The sequence below is a fragment of the Labilithrix luteola genome (genome assembly GCF_001263205.1).
Classification (GTDB): Bacteria; Myxococcota_A; Polyangia; order Polyangiales; family Polyangiaceae; genus Labilithrix; species Labilithrix luteola.
The window spans coordinates 856660-882059 of sequence record NZ_CP012333.1 but is presented as its reverse complement, the minus strand read 5'-3'; the positions used below and the strand labels follow the sequence as shown (position 1 = coordinate 882059).

Annotated in this window: 23 protein-coding genes; 14 read left to right on the top strand and 9 right to left on the bottom strand. The window is 67.1% G+C overall.

All coding sequences use genetic code 11. The features are described from left to right. Positions 1-5 precede the first annotated feature (5 nt). The gene (locus AKJ09_RS04050) at positions 6-512 is read right to left on the bottom strand and encodes a hypothetical protein (protein WP_146645856.1); all 507 of its coding nucleotides are present in this window, start codon (positions 510-512) and stop codon (positions 6-8) included. Between the two features lie 94 nt (positions 513-606). On the opposite strand from AKJ09_RS04050, the gene AKJ09_RS04045 reads away from it, so the two are divergent. Continuing rightward, the gene (locus AKJ09_RS04045; RefSeq protein ID WP_146645855.1) at positions 607-822 is read left to right on the top strand and encodes a hypothetical protein; all 216 of its coding nucleotides are present in this window, start codon (positions 607-609) and stop codon (positions 820-822) included. A gap of 3 nt (positions 823-825) precedes the next feature. Here the strand turns inward: AKJ09_RS04045 and AKJ09_RS04040 are convergent, their stop codons facing one another. From AKJ09_RS04040 to AKJ09_RS04030, 3 genes are read right to left on the bottom strand one after another with little or no spacing between them, the layout of a single operon-like run. Next, positions 826-2139 carry a PrsW family intramembrane metalloprotease gene (locus AKJ09_RS04040; RefSeq protein WP_146645854.1) on the bottom strand — a complete coding sequence of 438 codons (1314 nt, stop codon included), beginning with the start codon at positions 2137-2139 and terminating at the stop codon, positions 826-828. Positions 2140-2164: 25 nt separating this feature from the next. After that, on the bottom strand, positions 2165-3361 hold the full coding sequence (gene manA / locus AKJ09_RS04035) for a mannose-6-phosphate isomerase, class I (protein WP_205633593.1): 1197 nt from the start codon (positions 3359-3361) through the stop codon (positions 2165-2167). 46 nt (positions 3362-3407) lie between these two features. Continuing rightward, positions 3408-3656, bottom strand: a complete 249-nt coding sequence (locus AKJ09_RS04030) for a hypothetical protein (protein WP_146645853.1) — start codon at positions 3654-3656, stop codon at positions 3408-3410. Between the two features lie 734 nt (positions 3657-4390). Between AKJ09_RS04030 and AKJ09_RS54125 the strand changes: the two genes are divergently transcribed. Then, positions 4391-5899, top strand: coding sequence for a hypothetical protein (locus AKJ09_RS54125; RefSeq protein WP_205633592.1), 1509 nt, complete (start codon positions 4391-4393; stop codon positions 5897-5899). A gap of 132 nt (positions 5900-6031) precedes the next feature. On the opposite strand, the gene AKJ09_RS04020 is transcribed toward AKJ09_RS54125, so the two are convergent. Continuing rightward, positions 6032-6637, bottom strand: a complete 606-nt coding sequence (locus AKJ09_RS04020; protein WP_146645852.1) for a bactofilin family protein — start codon at positions 6635-6637, stop codon at positions 6032-6034. 407 nt (positions 6638-7044) lie between these two features. Between AKJ09_RS04020 and AKJ09_RS04015 the strand changes: the two genes are divergently transcribed. Further along, complete coding sequence (locus AKJ09_RS04015; protein WP_146645851.1) at positions 7045-9747, top strand: efflux RND transporter permease subunit; 2703 nt, start codon at positions 7045-7047, stop codon at positions 9745-9747. A 7-nt stretch (positions 9748-9754) separates the two neighbouring features. Continuing rightward, positions 9755-11287 carry a glycosyltransferase family protein gene (locus AKJ09_RS04010; protein WP_146645850.1) on the top strand — a complete coding sequence of 511 codons (1533 nt, stop codon included), beginning with the start codon at positions 9755-9757 and terminating at the stop codon, positions 11285-11287. A gap of 15 nt (positions 11288-11302) precedes the next feature. Here the strand turns inward: AKJ09_RS04010 and AKJ09_RS04005 are convergent, their stop codons facing one another. The 3 genes from AKJ09_RS04005 to AKJ09_RS03995 are packed head-to-tail and all read right to left on the bottom strand — an operon-like array spanning position 11303 to position 13804. After that, the gene (locus tag AKJ09_RS04005) at positions 11303-11647 is read right to left on the bottom strand and encodes a hypothetical protein (RefSeq protein ID WP_146645849.1); all 345 of its coding nucleotides are present in this window, start codon (positions 11645-11647) and stop codon (positions 11303-11305) included. A 15-nt stretch (positions 11648-11662) separates the two neighbouring features. Then, positions 11663-12181, bottom strand: coding sequence for a GAF domain-containing protein (locus tag AKJ09_RS04000; RefSeq protein WP_205633591.1), 519 nt, complete (start codon positions 12179-12181; stop codon positions 11663-11665). A 3-nt stretch (positions 12182-12184) separates the two neighbouring features. Next, a complete protein-coding gene (locus AKJ09_RS03995; protein WP_146645848.1) occupies positions 12185-13804 on the bottom strand; it encodes an FHA domain-containing protein in 1620 nt (539 codons plus the stop codon). A gap of 113 nt (positions 13805-13917) precedes the next feature. On the opposite strand from AKJ09_RS03995, the gene AKJ09_RS03990 reads away from it, so the two are divergent. Then, positions 13918-14250, top strand: coding sequence for a S41 family peptidase (locus AKJ09_RS03990; RefSeq protein ID WP_169927234.1), 333 nt, complete (start codon positions 13918-13920; stop codon positions 14248-14250). A 67-nt stretch (positions 14251-14317) separates the two neighbouring features. Beyond that, entirely contained in the window at positions 14318-15007 is a 690-nt protein-coding gene (locus AKJ09_RS03985) for a YqiA/YcfP family alpha/beta fold hydrolase (protein ID WP_240488386.1), read from the top strand. Between the two features lie 51 nt (positions 15008-15058). Here AKJ09_RS03985 and AKJ09_RS03980 read toward each other — a convergent pair whose 3' ends face one another. Next, a complete protein-coding gene (locus tag AKJ09_RS03980; RefSeq protein ID WP_240488385.1) occupies positions 15059-15886 on the bottom strand; it encodes a competence/damage-inducible protein A in 828 nt (275 codons plus the stop codon). Between the two features lie 57 nt (positions 15887-15943). Between AKJ09_RS03980 and AKJ09_RS03975 the strand changes: the two genes are divergently transcribed. From AKJ09_RS03975 to AKJ09_RS03940, 8 genes are all read left to right on the top strand, one after another. Next, a complete protein-coding gene (locus AKJ09_RS03975; RefSeq protein ID WP_146645846.1) occupies positions 15944-16348 on the top strand; it encodes a response regulator in 405 nt (134 codons plus the stop codon). After that, positions 16341-18707, top strand: coding sequence for a chemotaxis protein CheA (locus tag AKJ09_RS03970; RefSeq protein ID WP_146645845.1), 2367 nt, complete (start codon positions 16341-16343; stop codon positions 18705-18707). The genes AKJ09_RS03975 and AKJ09_RS03970 overlap by 8 nt, the downstream gene beginning before the upstream one ends. Continuing rightward, on the top strand, positions 18704-19195 hold the full coding sequence (locus AKJ09_RS03965; RefSeq protein ID WP_146645844.1) for a chemotaxis protein CheW: 492 nt from the start codon (positions 18704-18706) through the stop codon (positions 19193-19195). The genes AKJ09_RS03970 and AKJ09_RS03965 overlap by 4 nt, the downstream gene beginning before the upstream one ends. 25 nt (positions 19196-19220) lie before the next feature. Then, positions 19221-19760: a chemotaxis protein CheW gene (locus AKJ09_RS03960; protein ID WP_146645843.1), complete on the top strand. Its 540-nt coding sequence runs from the start codon at positions 19221-19223 to the stop codon at positions 19758-19760. Then, positions 19757-21841, top strand: a complete 2085-nt coding sequence (locus tag AKJ09_RS03955) for a HEAT repeat domain-containing protein (RefSeq protein WP_169927233.1) — start codon at positions 19757-19759, stop codon at positions 21839-21841. The genes AKJ09_RS03960 and AKJ09_RS03955 overlap by 4 nt, the downstream gene beginning before the upstream one ends. An 85-nt stretch (positions 21842-21926) precedes the next feature. Beyond that, on the top strand, positions 21927-22796 hold the full coding sequence (locus AKJ09_RS03950; RefSeq protein WP_420814273.1) for a CheR family methyltransferase: 870 nt from the start codon (positions 21927-21929) through the stop codon (positions 22794-22796). Positions 22797-22832: 36 nt separating this feature from the next. Next, positions 22833-23924, top strand: a complete 1092-nt coding sequence (gene cheB, locus AKJ09_RS03945) for a chemotaxis-specific protein-glutamate methyltransferase CheB (protein ID WP_146645840.1) — start codon at positions 22833-22835, stop codon at positions 23922-23924. An 89-nt stretch (positions 23925-24013) separates the two neighbouring features. Then, positions 24014-25396 carry a TldD/PmbA family protein gene (locus tag AKJ09_RS03940; protein WP_146645839.1) on the top strand — a complete coding sequence of 461 codons (1383 nt, stop codon included), beginning with the start codon at positions 24014-24016 and terminating at the stop codon, positions 25394-25396. Positions 25397-25400: the final 4 nt, after the last annotated feature.

Below are 25400 nucleotides of genomic sequence, written 5' to 3'. Positions count from 1 at the left end.
AACGTTCAGGCGTCGGCGTTTTCGGCCGCGCGGGCCCTCGCCGTTTCGAGTGTGACCGCGACGATGCGCGCGGCGGTCCATGATTCGGACCGCCTCCACTCCTTGCCGTAGAGCAAGTACGCGCCGGTCTTTCGGTCCATCCCGAGGTTCGCTTCGATCGGGTAGTAGCGATTGTGGCGAGCAATCAGGTCGTTCAGTTTCGTGAAGGAGCAGGCCGCGGCTTGCTCTTCGAGCGTGCGAACGAGCTCTTCGAGCGTCACGCCTTCCGCGACGAGCGAACCGTGCAGTTCGAGAAACATCTCGAGGAGGCTCTCCTCGGCGTCCTCGATTTGACGCTTCCGCGCGGCATACGCCGGGACGCCGATGCTCAGCGCGCGAATGCGTTCGCTCGTGTCGATGGTGAAGTTGCGGGGCGGATCGATGCTGTTGAGCACACCCTTCGTCGGCGCGTGAGGACCACGTTTCGCCGCGGCGGCCACCGGATCGTACGGGCGTGCGCGAAGATCCCTCATCGAGCACGAACGTAGGGAGGGCAGGTCAGCTCGACAAGCGCATCCGGGTCGAAAAACTTGGCCCCAAAGCGGCCCGTCCATCACCTTGGCCGCCATGCGGATGGGAAATCTCGAGCGCAGGAACGGAACCAAGAGCGCGTGCGCCGTGTGCGGACTGTCCGACGAACGGACGCTTTCGTACACGCGACTCGAGAGCGGTGAGCGCATCACTGTTTGCGGCTCGCACAAGATCGCGCATCGCCGCGCCGATCGTCTCGCGCGAACGACCGACGAGCTTCGTACGATGCTCACCGAGCGTCGCGCCAGCTGATCGTCAGCGCCGCGGTCCGTAAGGATTCTGCGGCGGATACTGCGGGGGTGGACCGTATCCGAACGGCCGCGCGCCCGGCATCCACGGCTGCGGCTGCGGAACGGGCCTGCCGAGTGCGCGGGAAACCTCGGCGCGGAGCTTGTGCAGGTCTTGGCGGAGCGGCGCGATCATTCCCGCGCTGACCGTGAGCTTGCGCCCTTGCGTGGCGCGGCCCGTGTGCCACTTGCTGAGCGCGAGGCGCGCGGCGGCGTCGATGAACTTCCGGCCCGCGGCTCCGCCGAACGAGAAGGTCGCGCGCAGACGGGCGATGGGCGAGGTGACGAGGTCGAGCTCCCAGCTCGTAAGGTTGCCCATGAGCACCTCGTCCTTCAGGTGATCGCGGATGATGGCGCCTTTGCGCTTCACCAGCCAGATCACCATGCAGAAGAAGGCGAACACGAAGAGGAACCAGAGTGGCAGCATCAGCACCACGAGCTGGTTCGAGATCGTTGCCGCCGTGTTCCACACCGAGTGCAGGAAGACGGCGAAGCAGTAGCCGCCGAAGGGCGCAAGCCACTTGAGCCACGTCTTGTTCGTCTCGCGCGCGATGCCGAAGCCGAGGCCGGTCATCGACGTGTAGAGCGGGTGGCCCCACGGCGCGAGGATGCCGCGAACGAAGAAGGTGCCCGCGAGGATGCCGTCCTTGTGGGTCATCATCTCTTCTTTGGCTGCGTTGCCGTAGTAGATGATGTTCTCGACGGCAGCGAAGCCGAGCGCCGCGAAGGTGGCGTAGATCACGCCGTCGACCAAGCCGTCGAACTCGCGCCTCAGGAAGAAGAAGATTCCGAAGACGGCGAGGCCCTTCGTGAACTCCTCGACGATGGGGGCGCTGATGCAGGCGCCGAGAACGTCGCCGAACTCCGCCCCGCCGACGGCGTTGCCGAAGAGATGGACGGTCGTGTTGATGAGGCCGGAGAAACCGCACGCGGCGATGCCTCCCCACGACAGCGCGATGAGCAGGCACCACCAGGGCTCGGGGTCGTAGCGGTCGATGACCCACGGGATCCAGAGGTAAACGAGCAGCGGCGGTAGCGCGAAGACGGCGCCGATGGCCATCGCGGTCGTCTCGGCGTCGGAGTGTTTGGACGCCAGCGCCGGCAGGATGAACACCACGAGGAGGAGGCCGAGTCCGCCCAGCATTCCGAGCGCGTAAAGAATGGCGCCGACGATGCGTCGACCTGACTCCGGATCACGCCTCGGCGGCGGTGGGGGTGGCGGACGATGAAATACGGGAGGCGGGCCCGCGGGCGGCCCGTGAGGAGGATGATGAGCGTTCATGCGAGGCGCGTGTCGTGGTGCCAGATCATGCCAAGTTGGTGGTCGCGCGATAGAGCAGGCCGTCCCCCTGGACTGTGTAATGCCGCGCGGAGCCCGAGACGAAGACCGAATCGCCCTTCTTGATCTCGAGCGACGTCTTGCCTTCCGCGCCGACGTGCAGACTCCCCTCGGTGCACAGCAGGATCTCGGGGCCCAGCGTCTCACGCATGCTCGGAGCGCCGGCCATGCGGAGTGTGGAGAGTCGGAATTCGCGCACGGGCGCGTCGTACACGTTCTCCACGGCGTCCACTTCGCGCGGGCGTACCGGCGTCATCGGCCCGTACGTGAAATCGAGCACGTTCATGAGCTCGGGAACGTCGACGTGCTTGGGCGTGAGACCTCCGCGAAGAACGTTGTCGGAGCTCGCCATGATCTCGATGCCCACGCCTTCGAGGTATGCGTGCAGATTCCCCGCACCCATGAAGATGGCTTCGCCGGGCGAGAGGTGCACCAGATTGAGGAGCAGCGCGCTCACCACGCCCACGTCGCCCGGGTAGAGCCCGGCGAGCTTCACGGCCCAGGCGCGTTCGCGTTCGAAGCCGGTCCCGCCCGGGCGCAAGCAAGCCGCGACCGTCGCGTCGACCATCGCCGCGCGCGCGGCCTGCGGCGTGGTCATGATCGCGCGGAAGGTTTCGGCGAGGCCCGTTTGATCGGGCGAACGACGGAGCGGCGTCAGCACGGCCGCGAGCTCGCGCACGCCCAGCTCGTCGAAGAGACGCAGCGTGTCTTCGACGCGACGAAAGCCGCAGAGCGCGTCGAACGGCGTGAGCGCGCAGATGAGCTCCGGCTTGTGGCAGGGGTCCTTGTAGTTCCGGTTCGGCGCATCGAGGGGAACGCCGCGGTTCTCTTCGTCCGCGTAGCCGGCACGAGCCTGCGCTTCGGTTGGATGCGCCTGCAGCGACAGCGGCTGCGCGGCGGCAAGCACCTTGAGCAGGAAGGGGAGGCGTGCGCCGAACGCGTCGCGGGCTCGATGGCCCATCTCGCGCGCCGGATCTTCCGCGACGAGGTCGGTGAGACTTCGCTCACGCCCCCCTCGGTTCACCTTCGACGGGCCGAGCGGATGCGCGCCCATCCAGAGCTCCGCTTCCGGGCCCGCGCTCGCACCGAGCCCTCGCAGCCCGGCGATCGCCGTGCGGGAGCCCCACGCATACGGCATGACCTTGCAGGAGAGCAGGTCGATCATCGCGCAGAAACGTAGCGCAAAACGGTCGCGCGAAGCAGCCGTGAGCTCAGGCCTGCTTCTTCTTGGCGGGCGCGTGAACTTCGCCCGGAACCGCCTTGATGATCCCTGGCCGCCCCGGCCGCATGGTCGCAGGCTTCGCGGTCAGCTCTTCGAGCGTCAGGGCGCCCCGGCCTTTGCAGCGCGGACAGACGTAGCTCTCGTCGTCCCAGGCGCTGCCCGCACGACCGAAGGGGCCGCCGCCCGCTCCACCGCATGCGGGGCACTCGATCAGCTCGAGTTCAGGCGTCGGTTCCATCGCCACGAAGGCTAGCACGCACCTCGCCGCAGAAACCAAAACGCGGCCGATGCGGCCCGCCGCCCAGGAAGGGCGAACGCGTGTTCAGCCGCCGCGCCGGAAGATGGAGATGAGGGCCTGGTCGGCCGCCCGCTCGAGGATGGGCCGGAGGGCGTTCGGGTCGTCCGAGGAGGAGATCCGGAGGATTTCGGCCCGACGGCGATGCAGCGATCGGTCAGCATGTCGGCTTCCGCCGGTCGAAGGCTGGCGGGCACGACCACGAGCTGAGGCATGGTGACGGGAATCCGCTCGCAGGCGGCTGCGACGTGACCAACGCGGAGGATCTGCAGGCCTCCTTCGGCGAGGACTTGGGTACAGAGACCCGCAAGATCCTCGGAGAGCCCGATGAGGATGCCGGTGGGTCGCGCGATGCGTTGAACTGTCTCGCCCTTCACTCGCCCCTGTATAGACGAGCGAGCAAGGCTGGACCACGGGAGCTCTGAGCGTACGAGGTCGAGTTCGTCGAGTTCTCCGTGCGGCCCCGCTAAAGGAAGAGGTCGAACGACAGCGAGCTGGCACACACGGTTGTGTTCCTGTTAGCCTCGACCGTCTCGATGCCGAGTCCCGCTCTTGTCCTACCGGGCGTTTTGTTCGTTGGGGAAGACGACCGCGCGCGTGTCGTCGCTCACACCGGAGCGGCCGCCGGCTGGTCCGTCCCTCGCGGAATCCTTGGGTGGTCCCACGAAGTGTCCGTGGTGGTCCGCGAGACCCTCACCGAAGACATCCGTCGCGCGACGAAGGTGGTCCTGCCCGAGGAGCAGATTCCTCCGGCTCGTATGCCCCTCACGCTGCAGGCCGCCCAGAAATCGCCGCTCCTCGCGATCGCGAGCCGCCTCGGACCGAAGCTCGTCGAGCAAGGGGTGCGTGTGCACACGATCGGCGTCGATCGCGTGACGAGCAGCTTCTATTACATCGCCGAGGGCGGTGGCGAGGATACGGTCCGCTCCGAAGGCGACCTCGTGGCCGCCGTTGGAGCGATGCTCGGTGAACGCGCCGACAACGCAGCGATCGAACGCGTCCTCGACGGCCTCGTCGATCGTCTCTTGCGTGCGCTCTCGAAGGACCGCGTGACGGAGCTGACCCTCGAGCTCGCAGCGTCGCTCCCGCGCGCCGCTGCCGACGGCTCGGGCATGGCCGATGTCGATCTCGACGCCTTCGAGAAAGAGCTCGGGCAGCTGCTCGCGAACTCGGAGAAGCACAACGCCTACGCGCGCGAGATCGCCGACAAGCTCCTCGACACGAACGAGCGTCGCGTGGAGCTTCCGCTCTTTGCCGAGGCGCGCAAGGTCTCGCAGGGGCCGTTCGACCTGCTCGTCGGCGAGCGCAACGTGTCGCTTCCGACGTACGAGCGATGGGTGATGAGCTCGCCGCTCCAGGAGCCCGCGGGCAAGCCGGCCGTCGCCAAGTCGGCCAACGGAACCCCGAGCCCCGGCACTGTCGACCAGGCGGCCGCGGAGAAAGCTGCTGCGGAGAAGGCCGCCGCCGAGAAGGCTGCTGCCGAGAAGGCTGCTGCCGAGAAGGCTGCTGCCGAGAAAGCTGCTGCCGAGAAAGCGGCGGCTGAAAAGGCTGCCGCGGAGAAGGCTGCTGCGGACAGGAAGGCAGCCGAGGAGAAGGCCGCCGCCGAACGTGCCGCCGCTCAGAAGGCCGCCGCCGAGCGCGCCGCCGCTCAGAAGGCCGCTGCCGAGAAGGCTGCCGCCGAGAAGGCTGCTGCGGAAAAGAAGGCCGCCGAAGAGCGCGCCGCTGCCGAGAAGAAGGCCGCGGAAGAGAAGGCCGCCGCCGAGAAGAAGGCTGCCGAGGAAAAGGCCGCTGCCGAGGAGAAGGCCGCTGCCGAGGAGAAGGCCGCTGCCGAGGAGAAGGCCGCTGCCGAAAGGAAGGCGGCCGAAGAGAAGGCTGCGGCTGAAGAAAAGGCTGCAGCAGAGCAGAAGGCCGCCGCCGAGAAGAAGGCTGCCGAAGAGAAGGCGGCTGCCGAGAAGAAGGCTGCCGAAGAGAAGGCAGCTTCCGCCAAGAAGGCCGACGAGAAGAAGAAGCCCGCCAAGGAAGAGGCGAGCGACACCACCAAGACCAAGAAGCCGGCCCGGACCGATTCGAAGGCCCCCGCCGCCATGGCGAAGGCCGAGCCGAAGCAGGGCGGCAGCATGACCTGGGTGGTCCTGCTCATCGCGGCGGTCGTTGGCGGCGCGGTCTACTTCCTCTTCCTCAAGTAGCGATTCCGACGTCCGAGCGCCCCGCGTACCCCGTCGCGGGCGGGCCGGAAGCGTACAAAACGAGACCGTGCGTCGTGGCTCTCGGGCCGGTGCGACGCACGGGTTTTTTGCGTTGGGCGTCCTGGCGACGGATCAGGTGCCGGTGGCGTGCTCTTCGACCGCGTCGGTCGCTTCGTCGACCTGGCTGATCACTAGGCGCTCGTGACTGGCACTGTGCTCGGAGCTCGAGCGCGGTCCGGAGAGAGGCGGCAGCTCGCGCAGTCCGGGCGGGGGAGGCACGGCACCGTCGCCGGGAGGAGGTAGCGTGCGACTCCGCCGCGTGGACGATGCAGGTGGCAGGGCCGCGACGAGCCGCGTCTCGCGAACCACGTCGGCTTCGGTGCCGGGCATGCGGCTCATGCCTCGGAAGACGCCGCCCTTGTGCATGCGGAAGCTCGTCGTCGTGACGTCGCCGACGATGCGGCCCTTCGGCCCGATTTCGAGATGACCCGAGGCGGTCACGTCGCCGCGTACGCATCCGAGCACGACGACGTCGCAACCTTCGACGCTGCCGTTCACCGTTCCACCTTCACCGATGACCACGGGACCGCTTGCCTCGACGGCGCCGTCCACTGTGCCATCGACGCGGAAGCCGCTCTTGCCTTTGAGATCGCCGCGCACCGTGGTGCCTGTGCCGATCGTGTTCTCGACGCTGAACGTCGGAATGTCGCTCTGAGGGGGACGGCGGAAGGGCCACATCGTCGAAAGCCTCCTTGAAAACCGGGGCTCGGTGTTTGTTCGTGCGCGCGCGGAAGCGCGACTGTCCGAAACGTTAGGATACGTCCTAGCTCCACCGCGGCTCAGCTCGGCGGTGGGCGTCGCGTATTTCGCTCGGGCAAACTCGGACAAGGTGGGGGAAGCGATGCGAAACGTGACGGTGGTGCGCGGAATCGAGAGCTCGGGAATAGACCGCCGCCCAAAGCGTTTGGCCCTGCTCGGACGTCCTTTGCCGGCCTTTGCGGGGCGCTCGAAAAGTCCTTTCGGTTCGTAGTGTTCCACGGCGCCTGCAGCGGTGAAACGCCTCGCCCTCCTCCCATCATCGGAGTGGGGAACTGTGCTAGGAAAGAGGCTCTAAGCCTCCTTGTTCTTCGTCGAGAATTTTCAGAATGTTCAGGCGTATCGTAGGCGGGTTGGTGGACGCGGCGGGTCGCCGTCCTGCCATCGTGTTGGTCCTCAGCCTGATCTTCATGATCGCGTCCTGGGGATATGCGCGAAATCTGGAGCTCCGCTCGGACTTCCTCGAGCTGCTTCCGCGCGATAGTCCGGGGTTCAAAGCGTTCGAGCACCAGCTCGGTCGCGTCGGCGGAGGAGCCACGTTCCTCGTCGTCGTCGAGTCACCGGATCGAAAGGCGAACGAACGCGTCGTCGACGATCTCGGCGGCGCACTCGAGAACCAAGTCAAGACACGCGAAGACTGCGTGAAGGCCTGCGCCGACGACGCATGCAAACAGAAGTGCGGCCCCGACTACATTTCGTACGTCGAACGAGGCACGAAGGATCTCCAGAGCTTCTTCGATCAGCGTAAGTGGCTCTATGCGTCGCTGAAGGATCTCGAAGAGGCCGACGAGACGCTCGACCATCAGATCGCGATTCGTTCCGAGCTCGTCACCGATCTCGAAGCACCCGACGAGCCCGCGCCTGCGCCAGCCGCGCCGCATGCCGCCGCCGGTGCACCGAAGACGAAGTCGAACGTTGCGCCGGGGGTACCCGCGCCTGCGCCCGCGCCCGAACCTGCCGCGAACGCTGCACCCGATCCGAACGCCAAGCAGGCGACGCTCGGGATGGATCGCTTCTACGACCGCTGGAAGAACTCGTCGACGAAGTACAACGACTTCCCCACGGGCTACTTCGCGAACGAAGCGGGCACCGTGATGGTCATCCGCATCGTGTCGAATGCGTCCGGTACGGGCGGGGCGACGGGCGACCTCTTCCTCGCCGAGATGAAGAAGCGCGTCGACGAGCTGCGCGTGCGCGAGAAGTACCACCCGCAGATGACCATCGGCTTCGCCGGTGACATCCCGAATGCGGTGGCCGAGAAGGAGTCCACGCTGAGCGAAGCCGCCTGGGCTTCGGGCCTGGCGTTCCTCCTCATCCTCGGTGGCATCGTCGTCTACTACCGATCGCCGTGGTCGCTGCTCGTCATCTCGATTCCCGTGTTGATGGGAATCGGGGCAGCCTACGCGTTTGCCACGGCCGTATTCGGCTACGTGAACACACCGGGCGCATTCCTCGGCGCGATCATTCTCGGCAACGGCATCAACTATCCGATTGTCTTGCTGTCGCGCTATCGCGAGTTCCGCGCCCGCGGAATGGAGCGCACCGAGGCGCGTCGTGAAGCGGTGCTCAACGCGTTCCGTGCGGAGCTCGTCGGCGCGTCCGTCGCGAGCATCGCGTACGGCTCGCTGACCATCACGCACTTCCGCGGGTTCAGCCAGTTCGGCACCATCGGCTTCGTCGGCATGTTCCTCGTGTGGCTCGCGATCGTGCCGGTGGTTCCGGCGCTCATCGTGGTCGTGGAGAACATCCAGGCGAAGCTCCCGCCCATCCTTCGGGATCCCCCGGCTCCGGTCCGCTCCGACGGTTCGGGCGGCGTCATCATCCGCTGGATCGCGAAGATTACCGAGCGCTGGCCGGCGCCCTTCATCATCGTGCCGCTCGTCGCCACCATCTTCTGCGCGACGAAGCTGCCCTCCTATTTGAAGGACCCCTGGGAGTACAACTTCTCCAAGCTCGGATCGCGCTCGTCGAAGGCAAGCGGCGCCGGCGAGTGGAGCAACCGCGCCGACGAGGTCTTCCGCGGCAAGCAGAACATCTCCGGTACGCTCATCCTCGCCGACACGCCCGAGCAGGTGCCTCTGCTCGAGGAGCACATCCTCGCGAACGATCGCGCGGACAAGGAAGGGCAGCTCATCGACGACATCGTCACCGTGCAGGACTTCTTGCCCGGTCCGGCGGAGGAGCAGAAGCAGAAGCTCGCCGTGCTCGAGCGCATGCGCGATCGCCTCACGCCGCGCGTCCTCCACGAGGTCGGCGATCAGGAGCGCCAGCGCCTCGAGGAGCTGAGGCCGCCGGAGGACCTCGACGTCACCACCGCCAAGGACCTGCCGCCGCTCATCCGCCGTAGGTTCGAGGAGAACCAGGGCAAGCTCGGAACGCTGATGTACGTGAAGTACAAGTACGGCGTTTCGTTCTCCGACGGTCGCACGCTGCTTCGCATGGCGAAGACCACGGACAACGTGTCGCTGCCCGACGGCACCGTGGTCCAGACCGCGAGTCGCTCGACGATCTTCGCGGAGATGATCCGCTCGATGGAGCACGACGGACCGCTCGCCACGGGCGCGTCCTTCCTCGCGGTTGCGATCGTCGTCGTCATCGCGACGCGCTCGCGCGTGGGCACGTTCTCCGTGCTCCTCGCGCTGCTCATGGGCGTCGTCTGTTTGCTCGGCGGTGCCGCGATGACCGACATCAAGCTGAACTTCTTCAACTTCATCGCGCTACCGATCACCTTCGGTATCGGATGCGAGTACCCATTCAACGTCTTCGACCGAACACGTATCTTGAAGAGCGACGTCACGGGAGCCGTCGCCCGAACCGGCGGTGCCGTGGCGCTTTGCAGCTACACCACGACCGTCGGCTACGGCTCGATGCTCTTCTCGGACAACCAGGCTCTCCAGTCGTTCGGACGACTCGCTGCCTGGGGCGAAGTTGCCTGCACGGTGATGGCCCTTCTGTTCTTGCCGTCGCTCTTGCACATCATGCTTCGCACGAAGGCCAAGAAGGCGGCCGAGGCCGCACAACCCTCTCCCTGAGCATGCCGTGACCGAGGACGATCGCAGGCTCGTTCGGCCGTATCTCCTTGCGAACCTCGCGCTCACCAGCGTCACGGCGTATTTCAGCTACGCCTACTTCCACCTCGACGAGTACTTCCAGGTTCTCGAGTTCGCTCGCTTCAAGTTGGGCGACGTCCAGGCCTGGTCGCTCCCCTGGGAGTACACGGCGCAGATGCGCCCTTGGGCGCAGCCCTACCTCTACGTGCTCGTGGCAAAGGGGCTCGGGATCTTCGGCCTTCGGGATCCGTTCGCCCTCGCGTTCGTCTTTCGCCTCCTCACCGGCCTCGCTTCGTGGGGCGCGCTCGCGCTCTTCCTGCGGACGACCGTTCCGTGGCTCGCCACCGTCGAAGAGAAGCGGCTCCACGTTCGCGTAGCCACGCTGCTCGGCTTCCTGCCGTACCTCTTCGTTCGGACCTCGTCGGAGACGGCGTCGATGGCGGCCTTCACAGCCGCCTGGGCGATTGCCCTCGAGGGCAGGCGCGATGCCTCGCTCGTCTTGTCGCTACCAAGGGCATTCCTCGTGGGGATCCTCGCGGGGCTCGCATTCGAGTTCCGCTTCCAGACGGTTTTCCTGGCCCTCGGGCTCTTCGCGTGGCTCGCCGTCATCGCGCGCATTTCCCCGCGCGTGCTCGGCGCCATGGTTCTCGGTGGGACGGCCGTGGTCGCGTCGTCGCTCCTCGTCGATCACGCGGGCTACGGCGCCTGGGTGTTCCCGCCGCTCACCTACGCGCGAACGAATTTGCTCGAGGGCGTGGCGGCGTTCTTCGGAGCGGATCCCCCGTTTGCCTATGCGTGGATGCTGCCGGCGAACCTGTTCTTTCCCATCGTCGTCGTGCTGCTCGTTCTCGCCGTGGTGGCCTGGATTCGCCATCCGCGAAACCCGCTCACGTGGACCACTGTGCCCTTCTTCCTCGTGCACAACCTCCTCTCGCACAAGGAAGAGCGCTTTCTGTTCCCGATGGCCATCCTCGCCACCGGATTCGTCGTCATGGCCATCGGCCCGTCGAGCGGGCGGCCGCTACGCATCTCGGCGTGGGGATGGAAGCATCGTCAGGGAGTCCTCGCCGCGAGCCTCACGGCATGGAGCACGGTGGTGATGCTCCTTCTCGCGATCTGGCCGATTGGTTGGAATCATCACGTTCGCTTCCAGCGTCACATCTACGAGACCATCGGCGGCGATCTGCATGCCTATGCGCTGCCCGACTTCGACCTTGGCCTGCCCGCGTTCCACGGCCCGGTCTACGACGTGGAGAAGCAGACGCCGGAACAGATCGCGGCGGACCTCGACGCACCAGGCGCACGCGCGTGGCTCATCACGGACAGTCCGTCACTCCATACGGGCGTGGGGAAGCTCGATCGACGAGCCACGCTCGTGTGGTCCGAGGTGCCGTTCTTCGAGCATCCGGCGCTCGCGTCGTTCTTCGTTCGTCTCGCGGACGGCTACGACGCCCACGCGAAGGCACCGCTCCGCCCGATCCATTTTCGCAGCCTCTACCGCCTCGATCCGAAACCGCGCTGAGCGCCGGCCTCGTCGTCAAAGCGCGTTGAACGTGCCGCCCGCGCGTTCGCAGGTGGAGCGGGCGATGTCGGGCGTGAACTGATTCGGCGGGCCCGAGTACATCATTTCGGTGACGTGGCCGTTCTCGCGGACGCACGCGCCGATACGATTCTCCTTCGGGCAGGTGTTGGTGCCCGATGTCCAACGGAAGCCCTGGCACATACGCTGCGCGGCGACGGACTCGGCCGCGCTGTACTCCGTGCAGGTGCTGTCGCGCTCGCGGTAACACGAGCCCGGCGAACCGCTCTGCTTCGAGCAGCCAACCACGACCGCGAACGAACCCGTGACCAACGTGACCCAGCCGACCGAGCGAAGGCTCATGGCGGCAAAGATAGATCAGAAGGTGGCGCCGGCGAACGCGTCGGCGACGAGGGCGACCAGGCGATCGGCTTCCGCCTGCGAAAAGGCGTCGCGATGGGGCGAATCGAGGTCGAGCACCGCGTGGAGCTCTCCGCCGACCACCACCGGGATGACGAGCTCCGAGCGGGTCTTGTCGTCGCAGGCGATGTGGCCTTCGAACTTCGTCACATCGGGGACGAGCTGAACTTCACGCGTTCGTGCGCACGCTCCGCACACGCCGCGCGCGAAGTCGATGCGCAGGCAGCCCATTGACCCTTGGTAAGGGCCGACGGTGAGGAGTCGCTCCCCCGTACGACGGTAGAATCCGCACCAGTTCGTCTGCGCGAGGGTTTCCCAGAGCAAGCATGCGAGGGTGGACTCGATCGCAACGGCGTCGGTCTCACCCGCAACGGCGGCACGGATCTGTGGGAGTGCCGCGTCGAGACGAGCGACGCGCGCGGGCTCGGCGAGGAGGGTTCCTCGCTCGAGCGCCGGGAGAAGAATGCCTTCCGACAAGGCTCAGTATTTCTTCTTGATGTCGTCGATGCAGGCCATGTCGCCTTGCGCCTGGCAGGCGCCGCGGACGAGGCGAACCTCTTCCGGCGTGGCATGACCGCTTCGCACGCGCGTTTCGAGCAGCGAGCGAACTTCGCTCGGCCGCCCTTCGAGTGCCGCCGTGCGAGCCTTCTCGAGCGCCGCTGCCGAAGGCTTCGACGCGCTCGTCGAAGGCGTCGTCGCGGGCGCCGCGGTGGGAGCCGGAGGCGGCGTCGGAGCTGCCGTTTGCGGAGCCGCCGTGTGCGTCGCCTTCGGAGTCGGGGCGGGCGGCGTGCTCGTGGGCGCGGTGCCTGCGAGCAGCGTCGTCGTGCTGGCGCCCGCGTCCTTCAGCGACACGGGAGTGGCGACCGGCACCGGATCTTCGAGCGCCGTCAGAGCATCGGCCGCTTGCTTGCGGCGAGCCTCGTCGATGCTCGGCGTGTTTGCCACCCGGTAGTACTGGAGACGGCGCGTCGCCAGGTCAGCCTCGGTGGCCGCCTTCTTCAAGATCGAGTCGGCCCAGGTCGTCTCGATGTAGTGGAACTCGGGCGAGTCGCGCCAAGGCGAATTCGCGGGAAGCTGCGTCGAGACCTGCATGTGCGGGGCTTCGCAGTCTTCGGGCGTGCAGTTCTTCTTCGCGTCGATGACGAGCGAGTGCGCCGGATCGGCCGAAGGAACGACGGTGGTGTTCGGCTGCGGCTCGGTCGTCGCGTGCGAGCGCACGACGTAGACGAACGCGAGGATGATCGCTGCGCCGAAGAGACCCGCGCCGACGATCGGGAGCGTGTAGCCACCCCACGAACGTCGATTCGGATCGACGAGCTCGGCTTCGCGATCGCTGATGGCCGTGAGCTGCTGGCTCTCGTTCGGACCAGCGACGAAGATCTGACCGGCGCCGACGAACTTGAAGCGCACGTCGCCCAGCTCGATCACGTCGCCCGCTTCGATGATGCTGCGGCGAAGTTCGACCGCGTTCACGCGAACGCCGTTCGACGAACCCTTGTCGACGATCTCGAAACGACCGTCTCCGAGTGCGTGCACTTCGCAATGAAGACGCGACACCGAGTTGTGGTTGACCGAGATGGTCGCGTCTTCCGCGCGGCCGATGGTCAGCCGCTCGCGATCGAGCGGGTACTCGACCCCCGGTGTAGGCCCGACGAGCATGACAAAGCGACTTGGTCGCTCCGTCAGCGTCTGACCGCGCATCCCCGTCACGATGGGGATCGTCGCCTTCGCATCGAAGTCCGTCGCCGAGATCGGGATCGGATTCGTATCCGCGGCGCTGGCGGCCTCGTCCTGCAGGACGATCCGATAGTCACCGATCTGGATCAGATCTCCGTGCTGGAGATCCTGCGTGTGGGCAACACGGAGACCGTTGACGAAGACGCCGTTGTAGCTTTGGCGATCTTCGAGGGTGAAATGCTCTTTGACGCCGTTTCCGGCACCATTTCGGGTCGAACGCCGGATGCGCCCATGTTCACGTGAGACGTTCCGCTCGGTCAGGCGGATGGTGTTCCCCTCCTGGCGACCGATGGAGTAGTCCTCACGTGTCAGTGGGACAACCGTGCGTTTCCCTTCGTCGTCTTCGATAACCAGCTTCCACATGGGCGGAGCGCGCGTAGATCGGCGGGGGCGCGACTGAAGTGTAGCGACCCGTGTGTGTCGAAAGCAACGCTGACTTCTTCAGTTACCCCCTGGTTTTTTTAAGGGCACGAAAAGTGCGCATTCGGCTTGCGATCTGCCTCGGACTTCTCCTGACCCTCGGCGGGGCCGCTTGCGGTCACGCGACAGGGTCGATCGGCGCGATTTTGCGGCCTCGCGAAGGGCGGCTGTACGTCGTCGACGTCCCGTCGAACATGACTGGCGCCCGGGCCGGGCTCGAGCCGGGGGACGAAATCGTGGCCATCGACGGCCGCGAAGTGCATGACATGACGAGGGAAGACGTCATCAACAGCCTCCGCGGCGACGTCGGCTCGACCGTGACCCTCCGTATCCGGCGCGACGACCTCACCCGAGAGGTGAAGGTCGAGCGTGGGCCGTTCGCCAAGTAAGACGCCCAACTAGGCGCCAAGCAGGCCCGCCCGTTTTCGAGTGCACCCGCGAAGCGGGCGACGCACCATGGCGCGCATGGACGCGGCCAAGCCCGAAGGGCCCATCTATCTCTATCTCCACGGCTTTGCTTCGAGTCCCGGGTCGACGAAAGCGCGAGCTTTTTCGCGATGGGGGCAGGAGAGGGGGCTCACCATCCAGGCCCTCGACCTGCGGGTTCCCTCGTTCGAAGGCCTGCGGTTGTCGGCGATTGTGGCTCGGGTGCGGGCCGCGATGGACGCCGCCGGGGGGCCCAAGACGCGTGCGGTCCTCATCGGATCGAGCCTCGGTGGCCTCGCCGCCTGCCGTGCCGCCGAGTCCGACCCCCGCGTGGCGGCCGTTTTCCTGATGGCGCCAGCCTTCAAGCTCGCCGAGCGGTGGCGGGCTCGGCTGGGCGAGGCCGCCTGGGATGAGTGGAGACGAGGCGGCTACCAGGAGGTCGAAGATCACGCGACGGGGGCGAAGGCCCGGGTCGAGTTCGGCTTCGTCGAGGAGCTCGCGCGCATGGAAAAGGCTGTTCCATGGCCGGACGTGCGGGTGCCCGCCTGCATCGTGCACGGCGTCAACGACGACGTCGTCGACGTGAACCTCTCACGCGAGTGGGCCAAAGACCGCCGCCACGTGCGACTCGTCGAGGTGGACGACGGCCACGAGCTGTCCTCGTCGATCCCTCAGGTCCTCGAAGAAGCGACCAGCTTTCTCAGGCCTTTCGGCGTCTGACCGAAGCCTGATCGTCGAGTAGGTCGACTCGGTCGACTCGGTCGACTCGACCTACTCGATGCGCTGCGGTTCGCCCGCGGGAAGCATGGCAAGGAAGGCGTCGCGCGCGGCGTCGACACGGAGAGCATCGCGACCGTCGAACGTGAGCTTCGTCTTGTACGAGGGGTCGAGCCACTTGGGGTACGACCCGACCGCGATGTCGGGGAAGCGGTCGACCACCGCGTCGAGCAAGGGCTTCAGATCGCCCTCGTCCATCTTCGTGAACACCGCGCGGGTGATGAAGCCCACGCCCTGGCCGATGCGGTGGGCCGCGATGGGGAGCTTCATCCGGAAGATCTCGGGGACCCCGGGCATGAGGAAGGTATTGGCGTAGCGGATGGTCGGCCATCGCACCTCGGCGTTCGCCTCGAGCACCGAGCCGTCCGGGACGAGCGCCATCCGGAGATGCCCCTCGGTGCACCTCTCCTTGTAGTGCTCGCGCAGCATCGACTCGAGCATCGGGTGGGTCACCACCTCCACGCCGAAGGCTTTTGCCACGCCGAAGACGGTGACGTCGTCGTGGGTGGGGCCGACACCGCCGGAGGTGAACAACCAGTCGTGTGAGGAGGCGAGCGCCTTGACCTCACGCGCAATCTCTTCGACGTCGTCGAGGATCATCACCACGCGCCGGAGCTCGACTCCGAGGCCGCGCAGGGTTTGCGCGAGGACGGAGACGTTGGCCTCCTCGACCTTGCCCGTGAGGAGCTCGTTGCCGATGACGAGCGCAGCCGCTGTCCGCGGCGGAGCCAGTGTGCCCTCTCGGTCGGGGCCGACGGGCCGGTCGGGGGAAGGACCAGAACGACCACCAACAGGAGCAGGAGGAGAGCTGGCGTCCGTCACGTCCGGAAGCCTACCAGACGTCGGACGCGCGCGTTCGAGGTCTGATACGCTGCCCCGGTGCGTCGCATCCTCGTGGTCGAAGACTCTGCGTCCACGCGGTCGCTCGTGCGCGCGATCCTCGAGGATCCTGCGTTCGCCGCGTCCGTGGGGCAGATCGACATCACCGAGGCGCAGAGCGGCTTCGACGCCATGCGTCTGCTTCCTCGCGCGCGGTACGACCTCATCATCACCGACATCAACATGCCCGACGTCAACGGGCTCGAGCTGATCAGCTTCATCCGGAAGTCGACGGTCTACAAGACGACCCCGCTGATCATCATCTCGACCCAAGCGACCGAGCGCGATGTCGAGCGTGGCCGGAAGCTCGGCGCGGACGCTTACGTTCCCAAACCTTTCTCGCCCGAGTCTCTCCGCTCGGCGTGCGAGAAGTTGCTCGGCGAAGAGGTACGCCCGAATGGCTGAACATTCCGGCGGCGGTCGGGGGGAAAACGCCGGCGACAAAGCACGTGAGGAGTTCTTCTCGGAGGCGCAGGAGATCGTCGACGGCCTGAGCCGCGATCTGCTCGCGCTCGACGAGGTCTGCCGTCGTGGAAGTACCGATGCGGAGCTCGTCAACGACGTCTTCCGTGCGGTCCACACGCTGAAAGGCCTCTCCGGCCTGTTCGGTGCCGCGATGATGTCCGGGCTCTCACACGAGCTCGAAAACCTCCTCGACGACCTTCGCCTCGGACGCATCGAGCTCACCTCGCAGGTGCTCGATCTCCTTTTCCAGTCGGTCGAGCTGTACGGGCGCATCCTCGCCGCGGCCAAGGGCGACGCACCCGAGCCCGCCGCCGACGTGAAGGCGCTCCTCGCTGCGCTCGGCCAGGTCGCGCAGCAGAAGGGCGGCGGCGGAGGAAGCGTCGTCGCGCAGTACGAGCTCGACCCGGGGCTGCTGGGGGTTCTGACCGAGTACGAAGAGCACCGCCTCCGCACGAACCTCACGGCGGGCCTTTCGCTCTACCGGATGCGCGTGCAATTCCAGCTCGCGACGATCGACTCGGCGCTGGACGATCTCAAGGCCAAGACTCGTCCGCACGGCGAAATCATCACGTTCCTGCCGACGGGCGAGGGCGGAGACGCCGAAAGCGTCGAGCTCGAGATCCTCGTCGCGAGCCGCGAAGTGCTCGACGTGCTGCGCGGCGCGATCGCCGGCCCGAACATCTCGATCGAAGAAGTCCGCCGTCGTGACGGGGCAGGGGGCTCGGGCGCGGTGGAGAGCCTGCGCCCGCCGCCGGGGCGCGTCTCGTCGTCCGATGCGCCCTTCCCGGCAACGGGAACGTTCTCCGCGTCGATTCAACCGCCGGCCGGGTCGCTCGACGCCTTCTACGACGACGCGCAGATGCTCGGCGGCACGCGTACGTCGGCGCCGCCTCCTGCGCCTTCGATGGCGCCGGCGCCCATCGCGGGCATAGGCACGGTCCATCCCGCGCCGCTGACCGACAAAGCGGCACAAGCCGCACGCGAGCTCACGCTCCGCTCGGTCACGCAGACCGTTCGCGTCGACATCCGCAAGCTCGATCACCTGATGAACATCGTCGGCGAGCTTGCCATCGTGCGTTCGGCGGTGGCGCGTCTCGCGGAACGCGCGCGCAACGATCCCTCGCAGAACCAGCTCGCGTCGGACCTCCACCGCCTCCATCGCTCGTTCGAGCGGCACCTCGGGCAGATGCAGAACGGCATCCTCGAAGTGCGCATGGTTCCGCTGGGCCAGGTGTTCGACAAGCTCGCCCGCATCGTGCGGCAGATCTCGCGCGAGCACGACAAGCACGTGAACCTCGTCGTGACCGGCGCCGAGACGGAGATCGACAAGCTCATCGTCGAAGAGCTCTCCGATCCGCTCATGCACATGATCCGCAACGCGATCGATCACGGCATCGAAAACCGTGACGAACGCATGCGGGTCGGAAAGCCCGCCGTCGGCACGATCGCGCTCAACGCCTTCCAGAAGGGCAATCACGTCGTCATCGAGGTCGAAGACGACGGTAAGGGCATGGACCCCGCGGTCATCGTCGCTGCCGCTCTTCGCCGAGGCATCATCAGCGAAGCCGAGGCGCGCGAGATCAGTCCGAAGGAGATCCTCGGCCTCGTCTTCCAGCCCGGGTTCACCACGCGCGAGGCGGTGACGAACCTCTCCGGGCGCGGCGTGGGCATGGACATCGTGCGGACGAACATCGCCAAGCTCGGCGGCGTCGTCGACATCTCGAGCGAGCTCGGGATTGGCACGAAGATGACCATCACGCTGCCGATCACGCTCGCCATCATCAGCGTGCTGATCGTCGAGGTGTGCGGCCGCACGTACTGCATGCCGCTCGCGAGCGTCGAAGAGGCGATCGTCTTCGAAGAGAGCATGGTGAAGACCTTCGAAGGTCGCGAGGTGATGACCCAGCGCGGCGCCACGCTTCCGCTCGCACGCCTCGGCAAGCTGTTCCAGCTCGAAGGCTTCCGCGCCGGTGTCTGGGTCAACGAGGCGGCGGCCACGCCCAAGCCTCCGGCGGTTCGCCCCGGTCAGAAGCCGCGCAGCTACGTCGTCATCGCCACCGTCGCCGACCGTCGCGTGGGCTTCGTCGTCGACCGGCTCGTCGGCCAGCAAGACATCGTCATCAAGGCGCTCGGCAAGTCGCTCAAGAAGGTGCGCGGCTTCGCAGGCGCCACCGAGCTCGGTGATCAGCGCGTGGGCCTCGTGCTCGACGCTGCCTCGCTCATCAACGAGGTGCTCGCGAGCTCCGAGAATCGCTTCGCCGCTTACCCCGCCGCGCAGCTCGAAGGAGGCCGCGCATGACTGCCATGACGCCGCGACGCTCCGAGGGCCGGTCCGCCATGCAGCGGGCCGACGAGCTCGGCAAGCGTGTCGAATATCTCGCGTTCATGCTCGGTCCGGAGGCCTACGGGATCCCGATCGGCAACATCGTCGAGATCCTGAAGCCGCTGCCCATCACGGAGGTGCCGCGCGCCGATCCGGAGACGGTGGGCGTGATGAGCGTGCGTGGTCGGCTCGTGACGGTCGTGGACCTGAAGCGCCGCTTCCGCCTCGCGCGCACGTTCACGATGGACAAGAAGAGCCGCATCCTCCTCGTCGACGTGCGCGGCGAGCAGATCGGGCTTCTCTGCGACGAAGTCTTGCAGGTCTTCCGTCTCGCCGAGACCGAGATCGAGCCGCCCACCGTTCTCGGAAGCGAGCAGCCTCCTTACGTCGTCGGCGTGGGGCGGCCGGCGGGCGACGTCGTGCTGCTGCTCCTCGATCTCGAGCCTCTCTTCAACGTCGACTGATCCCCGTTTCGGAAGCCCGAAAACGATGCCCAGGCAACGTCACGATCCTTCGAAAAACCTCGTCGGCTTCATGGTCGGTGAGGTCACGTACGCCGTTCGCATCGAGCTGGTACGCGAGATCGTGAACCCGCTCGACGTCGTCGCGCTGCCGCGCGCGCCGAAGTCCGTGCGCGGGGTGGCGTCCTTCCGTGGTGACGTCGTCCCGGTCGTCGATCTGCGCGATCGCTTCGGCCTGCCCGTGATCGCTCCCACGCGGCGCAACAAGTGGATCATCGTCGACATCGGACGCGTGCCGCTCGTGCCGGGAGCGGAGGTGGCGGTCCAGGCGCAAGGACGGTACGCGGCGCTCGTTGTCGACTCGGTCACCGAGGTCTTCGGAACCGGCGGCGCGGACATCCGGCCGGCTCCGCCCCTTGGCTCGGGCGACGAGGTACGGGGCATCGAGGGGGTCACCGACTACCACGACGGGCTCGTGTTCGTACTCGACGTGCGGGCGTTCGGGGCGCTCACGAAATCTGCGAGCGAACAAGGCGCGCTCGCGCTTCGCGGTGCGGGGGTCGCGTGAGCGAACGAAGCCATCCCGCGCGCGACGTCCGGACGCGCCTCGGCGACGCGGAGCCCGAGGTCCGACGTCTCGCCACGCAGCAGCTTCCGAGGCTCCCCGCGCCCGAGTCGTGCGAGCTCTTGCTCGTGGCCCTCGGCGACGACGATTGGCGCGTGCGCAAGGAGGCGGCGAGCGTTGCTTCGCGCATCGAGCCGCGTACGGCCGTCGTCTTCGCGGTCGCGCGTGCGCTCGGAGAGCGGGACAACATCGGCCAAAGGAACGCGGCGGTCGAAGCGCTCGTCTTGATCGGGCCCGACGCGGTTCCGGGCGCCATCGACGCGCTCGGCAGGCTCGACGCCGACGGCCGAAAGCTCGCCGCCGAAGTCCTGGCTGGCGCGCCCACGCTCGCGGGCATGCGTGCACTCGCCCACGCCTTGCGCGACGAGGATCCGAACGTGATCGTCGCTGCCGTCGAAGCGCTCGGTCAGGCGCATCTCGCCGGCGACGAGGCGCGCGACGTCGCACGCACGTCGCTGACCCGCATGCTCGCCTCGACGCAGACCCCGGTTCGGCTCGCTGCGCTCGAAGCGCTGCGCGGGCTCGACGTCGAAATTCCGTGGCCCGAGCTCGAGCCGCTTCTCGCCGATCCGATCTTGCGACGCCCTGCGCTCAGCGCCGCGGGCGGCAGTCGTGTTCCGAGAGCCATCCGCGCGCTCGCCGAGGCGATCGCCGATGGAAGCGCGTCGGTCTCGCGCGAGGCGACCATCGCGCTCGGTCGCTCGATCGAGGCGGCCTGGGGCGAGGATCAGCTGCTCGACGTGGCGGCCAAGACGCTGCGCGCTTCGTTCTACGCGCGGGCTCGTCTCCGTGCGTTCGCGAAAGATGCTTCCGATCCTCAAGGCCGTGCGAGTGCCGTGCTCGCGCTCGGCCTCGTACGCGATCCCGACGACGTGTCGCTCATCGCCGACGCCCTGGCCGACGACGAAGTCGCCGACCGCGCAGAGGCTGCGCTCCGGCTCTTCGGTCAAGATGCGATGGAACCCCTGCTCGTCGCGGGACGCACCGCGGCTCCTTCACTGCGCGGCGCGGCGATCTCGATGATTCCGCAGCTCGCGCCCGAGGCTGCCACGTCGGAGCCGCTGCTTGCCGTGCGCGAGGCACTCTCCGACGAAGCCTCCGAGGTCGTCGTGCCCGCCCTCAAGAGCCTCGCGATCGTGGGTGGCCCCATCGACCTCGAGCCCATCGCGCGTCACGTGTCGAGCGCCGATCCGCAGGTGGCCGGCGCGGCGAGCGCAGCGCTCTTGGCGATCGCCATTCGCCATCCGGAGCGCGCACGTAGAATGGTTTCGGGCGTGGACCCGCGAGGTGACGGGGCGCTCGTCGCAACCATCCTCCTCGAAGCCCTCGCGTCTGCGCAGAAGGCGGCGCCCTCGGACTCCGCATTCCTCGCGAGCGCGTTGACGCATCGCGAAGCCGCCGCTCGTCGCTCGGCCATCGAAGCGCTCGCCACGATGGGCGGGGAAGACGCAGCCACCGCGGTCACGGTGTCTCTTGCCGACGAGGAGTCGGCCGTCGTCCACGCAGCGATTCGCGCCCTGGGGCGCCTTGGTCGTGCCGAGCAACTCGCATCGCTCGCCGCGACCACGCGCGATCCCCTTCGTCTCGGCGGCATCCTTCGCGCGCTGAAAGAAGCCGATCCCGAGCGCGCCTTCGCGGCCGCAAGACCGCTCTTGCGATCGCGCGAGGCCGCCGTGGCCGTCGCGGCCGTCGAAGTCGTCGGCGCCATCGAGATCGAGGCCCGTGCCGACGCCCTCATGGACGCGACCGATCACCCCGACCACGAGGTGATCAAGATCGCGCTCGCGCAGCTCGCGAACACGAAAGACGAGCGAGCCATCGTGGCCCTCGCACGGGCGCTCGAGCATCCGGCGGAGGCCGTGCGTCGCTACACGGCCGAAATTTTGGGCCAGCAAGATGCGCCGGAAGCCGAGACGATCCTGCGGGCACGTCTCGATCGGGAACGCAGCGTCGAGGTTCGGCGCGTCATCATGGAAGCCCTCTCGGCGCTGTCGGCGCGCTCGGATCTCGAGGCGGGCGCGTGAATCGGTCGCGGTTCGGGGGAGGCTCGGGGACGCATTCCGCGATCTCCGCAAAGGCGAGCCGCAGCTCCGTGCCGACGAGTACCGCCTGCTTCGCGACCTCGTCAGCGAACGTCTGGGGATCTTGTTCGGACCCGAATCACGCTCCTCGCTCGAGCGGCGCCTTCGCGGTCGTCTCACCGCGCGCGGCCTCTCGTCCTATGCGGACTACTACCAGCTCCTCAAATACAGCCCGCTCGCCATCGAGGAATGGGAGGAGGCCGCCGAGCTCCTGACCACCCACGAGACGTACTTCTTCCGCGAGGACTACCAGCTGCGTGCCTTCGCCGAGGAGCTCCTGCCCATGCTGGCCGAGCGCCTGGCCTCGCGCAAACGCCTCCAGATCTGGAGCGCGGGGTGCTCGACGGGCGAAGAGGCGTACACCATCGCAATGCTCGTCCTCGCCTCGGGGTTGTTCGATGGCTGGGACGTCCGCGTCTACGGCTCCGACCTGTCGAAGCGTTGCATCGCGGCGGCGCGTCGCGGCATCTATGGCCCGGCTTCGTTCCGGACGACCACCGAGGAGGCCAAGGGCCGGTGGTTCGTTCCCGCCGAGAAGGCAGGGGCGGGGAGCGGCGAATTCTTCGGGGTGTCACCCGAGGTGCGGGCCCTGTGCCACTTCGGGCAGATGAACATGCTCGACGACGAGCGGACCCATCTCGTCGGCCGGTGCGACATTATTTTCTGCCGCAACGTCCTCATCTATTTCGACGCGCCGCGACGCCGCCAAGTCATCGACATGTTCCACGAGCGGCTGGTTTCCGGCGGTGTGCTCTTGCTCGGACACGCAGAATCACTGTTGAATGTCTCCACGGCCTTCGAGCTGTTACACTTGAAGGAGGACCTCGTTTACCGCAAACCCCTCGCCAGCGGGGGCGGCGCGGGCTCGGGGCCCAACACGGGCGGGGGATCGCGCTAGTCAGAATCGGATGAAGGTCGGACGAGGAACAAGGCAGTGACCAAAGGACCCATCCGACTCCTCGTGGTGGATGACTCCGCCTACAACCGCCGCAACATCGCGGACGTGTTCGCCTCGCATTCGGAGGTCGAAGTCGTCGGCAAGGCGGCCGACGGCGAGGAGGCCCTTCGGCTCGCGAGCCTGCTGAAGCCCGACGTCATCACGCTCGACCTCGAAATGCCGCGCATGGACGGATTCACGTTCCTGCGCATCCTCATGTCGCGCCAGCCCACGCCCGTCATCGTGGTCTCGTCGTACTCGCAGAAGGAAAACGTCTTCAAGGCGCTCGAGCTCGGCGCGCTCGACTTCGTGGCCAAGCCCACCGCGCAGATCGCCCCCGATGCGACCGATCTTCGCGAGCAGATTCTCGAGAAGGTGCTCCTCGTGCGCCAGCTGCGCGCGAACTACGTCCCGCCGCCGCCGGTCTCGAGGCGACAGATCAGCGGAGGCTTCACGCCCGACGGTCGTCCGATCCCGCTCGATTCGGCGTCGCTGCGCGCGGCGATGCCGGTCGTTGCTCCGCGCCATCTCGTGGCCATCGCGAGCTCCACCGGTGGTCCATCCGCTCTGCTCGAGATCTTCGCGAAGGTTCCGCGGACGAGCTCCGCGGCCATCGTTGTCGCGCAACACATGCCCGACAAGTTCACGCGCACGTTCGCCGAACGGCTCGACCGGCGCGGTGTCGTGCGCACGAGTGAAGCTCAGGACGGCGAGCGCATCGGCAAGCTCATGGGCTTCGTGTGTCCCGGCCGTCAGTGCATGGAGGTCGTGCAGAGCGGAGTCGAGCTGCGGGTCACCGTGAGCCCTCCGCGCGCCACGGACCGCTACGTGCCGAGCGCCGATCGTCTGCTCAAGAGTGTCGCGCAGGCCGTCGGGCCGCGCGCCGTGGGCATCATCCTGACCGGCATGGGCGACGACGGCGTCGAAGGCGCGCGAGCCATTCGTGATGCGGGTGGTCTCGTCGTCGCAGAATCGCAGGAGACGGCCGTGGTCTACGGCATGCCTGGTGCGGCCGTTCGCGCTGGGATCCCTCAGCGCGTGCTCGCGCTTCCGCAAATCGCGGAGCTGATCGCGCAGCTGCCGACCTGAGTCTCGTCACGCGCCGATCTGGCGAGTGAGGTTTCTTGCTCGTTTCGGCCTCGATCCCCGCGCGCGATGCTGTGCTACGCTCGCGCGCCATGACATCACGCGCCGACGCGGAGTTGTCCGAGCTTCTCGAGCTCGGTGATCGGATCATCGCCATGGCCACGCGCGGCGGGGCGACCGTCGCCGAATGCCTGCTGCGTTCGGGCGCGGAGCTCTCGGCTCGCGTGCGTCTCGACAAGCCGGAGCTCGTCGAGGAAGCGGCCCATCGCTCGGCCGGCCTGCGCATCATGAAGGGCAAGCGCGTGGCCACCACGTCCACGAGCGACCTGACCGAGGCGGGCATCAACCGCTTCGTGGCCGACGGGCTCGAGCTGGCGGATCTCGCGCAGGAGGATCCGTTCGCCGGTCCGGCCGAGCCGGATCAGCTCTGCGATCCGTCGAAGGCGCCGAACCTCGATCTGTTCGACCCGAAGGGCGGCGGTGTCGATGCCGCGCAGGCGATCGGCATCGCGAAGATCGGCGAGCGTGCTGCGCGCGAGTTCGATCCACGCATCTCCAACAGCGACGGCGCCACGTTCAGCCGTACGGCCGGCGGTGTCGCGCTCGTGCTCTCGAGCGGCTTCCGCGGCGCCTACAAGGGCTCGTACCAGTCGCTGAGCGTCGTTCCCGTCGCGGAAGACGAAGGCGGCAAGAAGCGCCGCGGCTCGTATTGGACGGCTAAGCGCTTCCTCGACGATCTCGACGATGCGAAATCGGTCGGCGAAGAGGCCGCGCGTCGAACCCTGCGCAAGCTCGGTGCGCGCTCGGTTGCGACGTGCGAAGTGCCGGTCATCTTCGATCCCGACGCCGCGCGTTCCATCCTCGGCATGCTCGCCGGCTGCATCATGGGCAGCTCGATCTGGCGCAAGTCGAGCTACCTCGTCGGCCGTGAGGGCACCGAGGTCGCGAGCAAGCTCGTCACCATCGTCGACGACCCGCTCATCGTCCGCGCGCCGGGCTCGCGCCCCTACGACGGCGAGGGCCTCGCCAGCCGCAAGAACCTCGTCGTCGAGAACGGCGTGCTCCGTACGTACCTCTGCGACAGCTACTCCGCGCGCAAGCTCGGGCGCTCGAGCACGGGCAACGCTTCGCGTGGCGGTTCGGCCGGGGTTTCGTCCAGCACCACGAACTTCATCCTCCAGCCCGGCACGGACTCGAACGAGGCCATCATCAAGGGCACGAAGACCGGTCTGTACGTCACGGAGATGATGGGCTTTGGCTTCAACGCGGTCACCGGCGACTTCTCGCGCGGCGCGGGCGGCTTCTGGATCGAGAACGGTGAGCTCGCGTTCCCCGTGAGCGAGGTCACGATCTCGCTCAACATCGACGACCTCTGGAAGCGCATCGACGCCCTCGGTTCGGACCTCGACCTCCGTACCGCCACCGCCGCCCCGACGATCCGTGTCAGCAAGATGACTGTCGCCGGCGCCGGCTGAAGCG

Coding starts and splice junctions, on each gene's coding strand:
- AKJ09_RS04020 (WP_146645852.1), bottom strand. CDS start 6,637: ATGTGGCCCTTCCGCCGTCCCCCTCAGAGCGACATTCCGACGTTCAGC.
- AKJ09_RS03965 (WP_146645844.1), top strand. CDS start 18,704: ATGACTGCCATGACGCCGCGACGCTCCGAGGGCCGGTCCGCCATGCAG.
- AKJ09_RS03970 (WP_146645845.1), top strand. CDS start 16,341: ATGGCTGAACATTCCGGCGGCGGTCGGGGGGAAAACGCCGGCGACAAA.
- AKJ09_RS04005 (WP_146645849.1), bottom strand. CDS start 11,647: ATGAGCCTTCGCTCGGTCGGCTGGGTCACGTTGGTCACGGGTTCGTTC.
- AKJ09_RS04030 (WP_146645853.1), bottom strand. CDS start 3,656: ATGGAACCGACGCCTGAACTCGAGCTGATCGAGTGCCCCGCATGCGGT.
- AKJ09_RS04050 (WP_146645856.1), bottom strand. CDS start 512: ATGAGGGATCTTCGCGCACGCCCGTACGATCCGGTGGCCGCCGCGGCG.
- AKJ09_RS03995 (WP_146645848.1), bottom strand. CDS start 13,804: ATGTGGAAGCTGGTTATCGAAGACGACGAAGGGAAACGCACGGTTGTC.
- AKJ09_RS04040 (WP_146645854.1), bottom strand. CDS start 2,139: ATGAACGCTCATCATCCTCCTCACGGGCCGCCCGCGGGCCCGCCTCCC.
- AKJ09_RS03940 (WP_146645839.1), top strand. CDS start 24,014: ATGACATCACGCGCCGACGCGGAGTTGTCCGAGCTTCTCGAGCTCGGT.
- AKJ09_RS03985 (WP_240488386.1), top strand. CDS start 14,318: ATGGCGCGCATGGACGCGGCCAAGCCCGAAGGGCCCATCTATCTCTAT.
- AKJ09_RS04015 (WP_146645851.1), top strand. CDS start 7,045: ATGTTCAGGCGTATCGTAGGCGGGTTGGTGGACGCGGCGGGTCGCCGT.
- AKJ09_RS04045 (WP_146645855.1), top strand. CDS start 607: ATGCGGATGGGAAATCTCGAGCGCAGGAACGGAACCAAGAGCGCGTGC.
- AKJ09_RS03960 (WP_146645843.1), top strand. CDS start 19,221: ATGCCCAGGCAACGTCACGATCCTTCGAAAAACCTCGTCGGCTTCATG.
- manA (WP_205633593.1), bottom strand. CDS start 3,361: ATGATCGACCTGCTCTCCTGCAAGGTCATGCCGTATGCGTGGGGCTCC.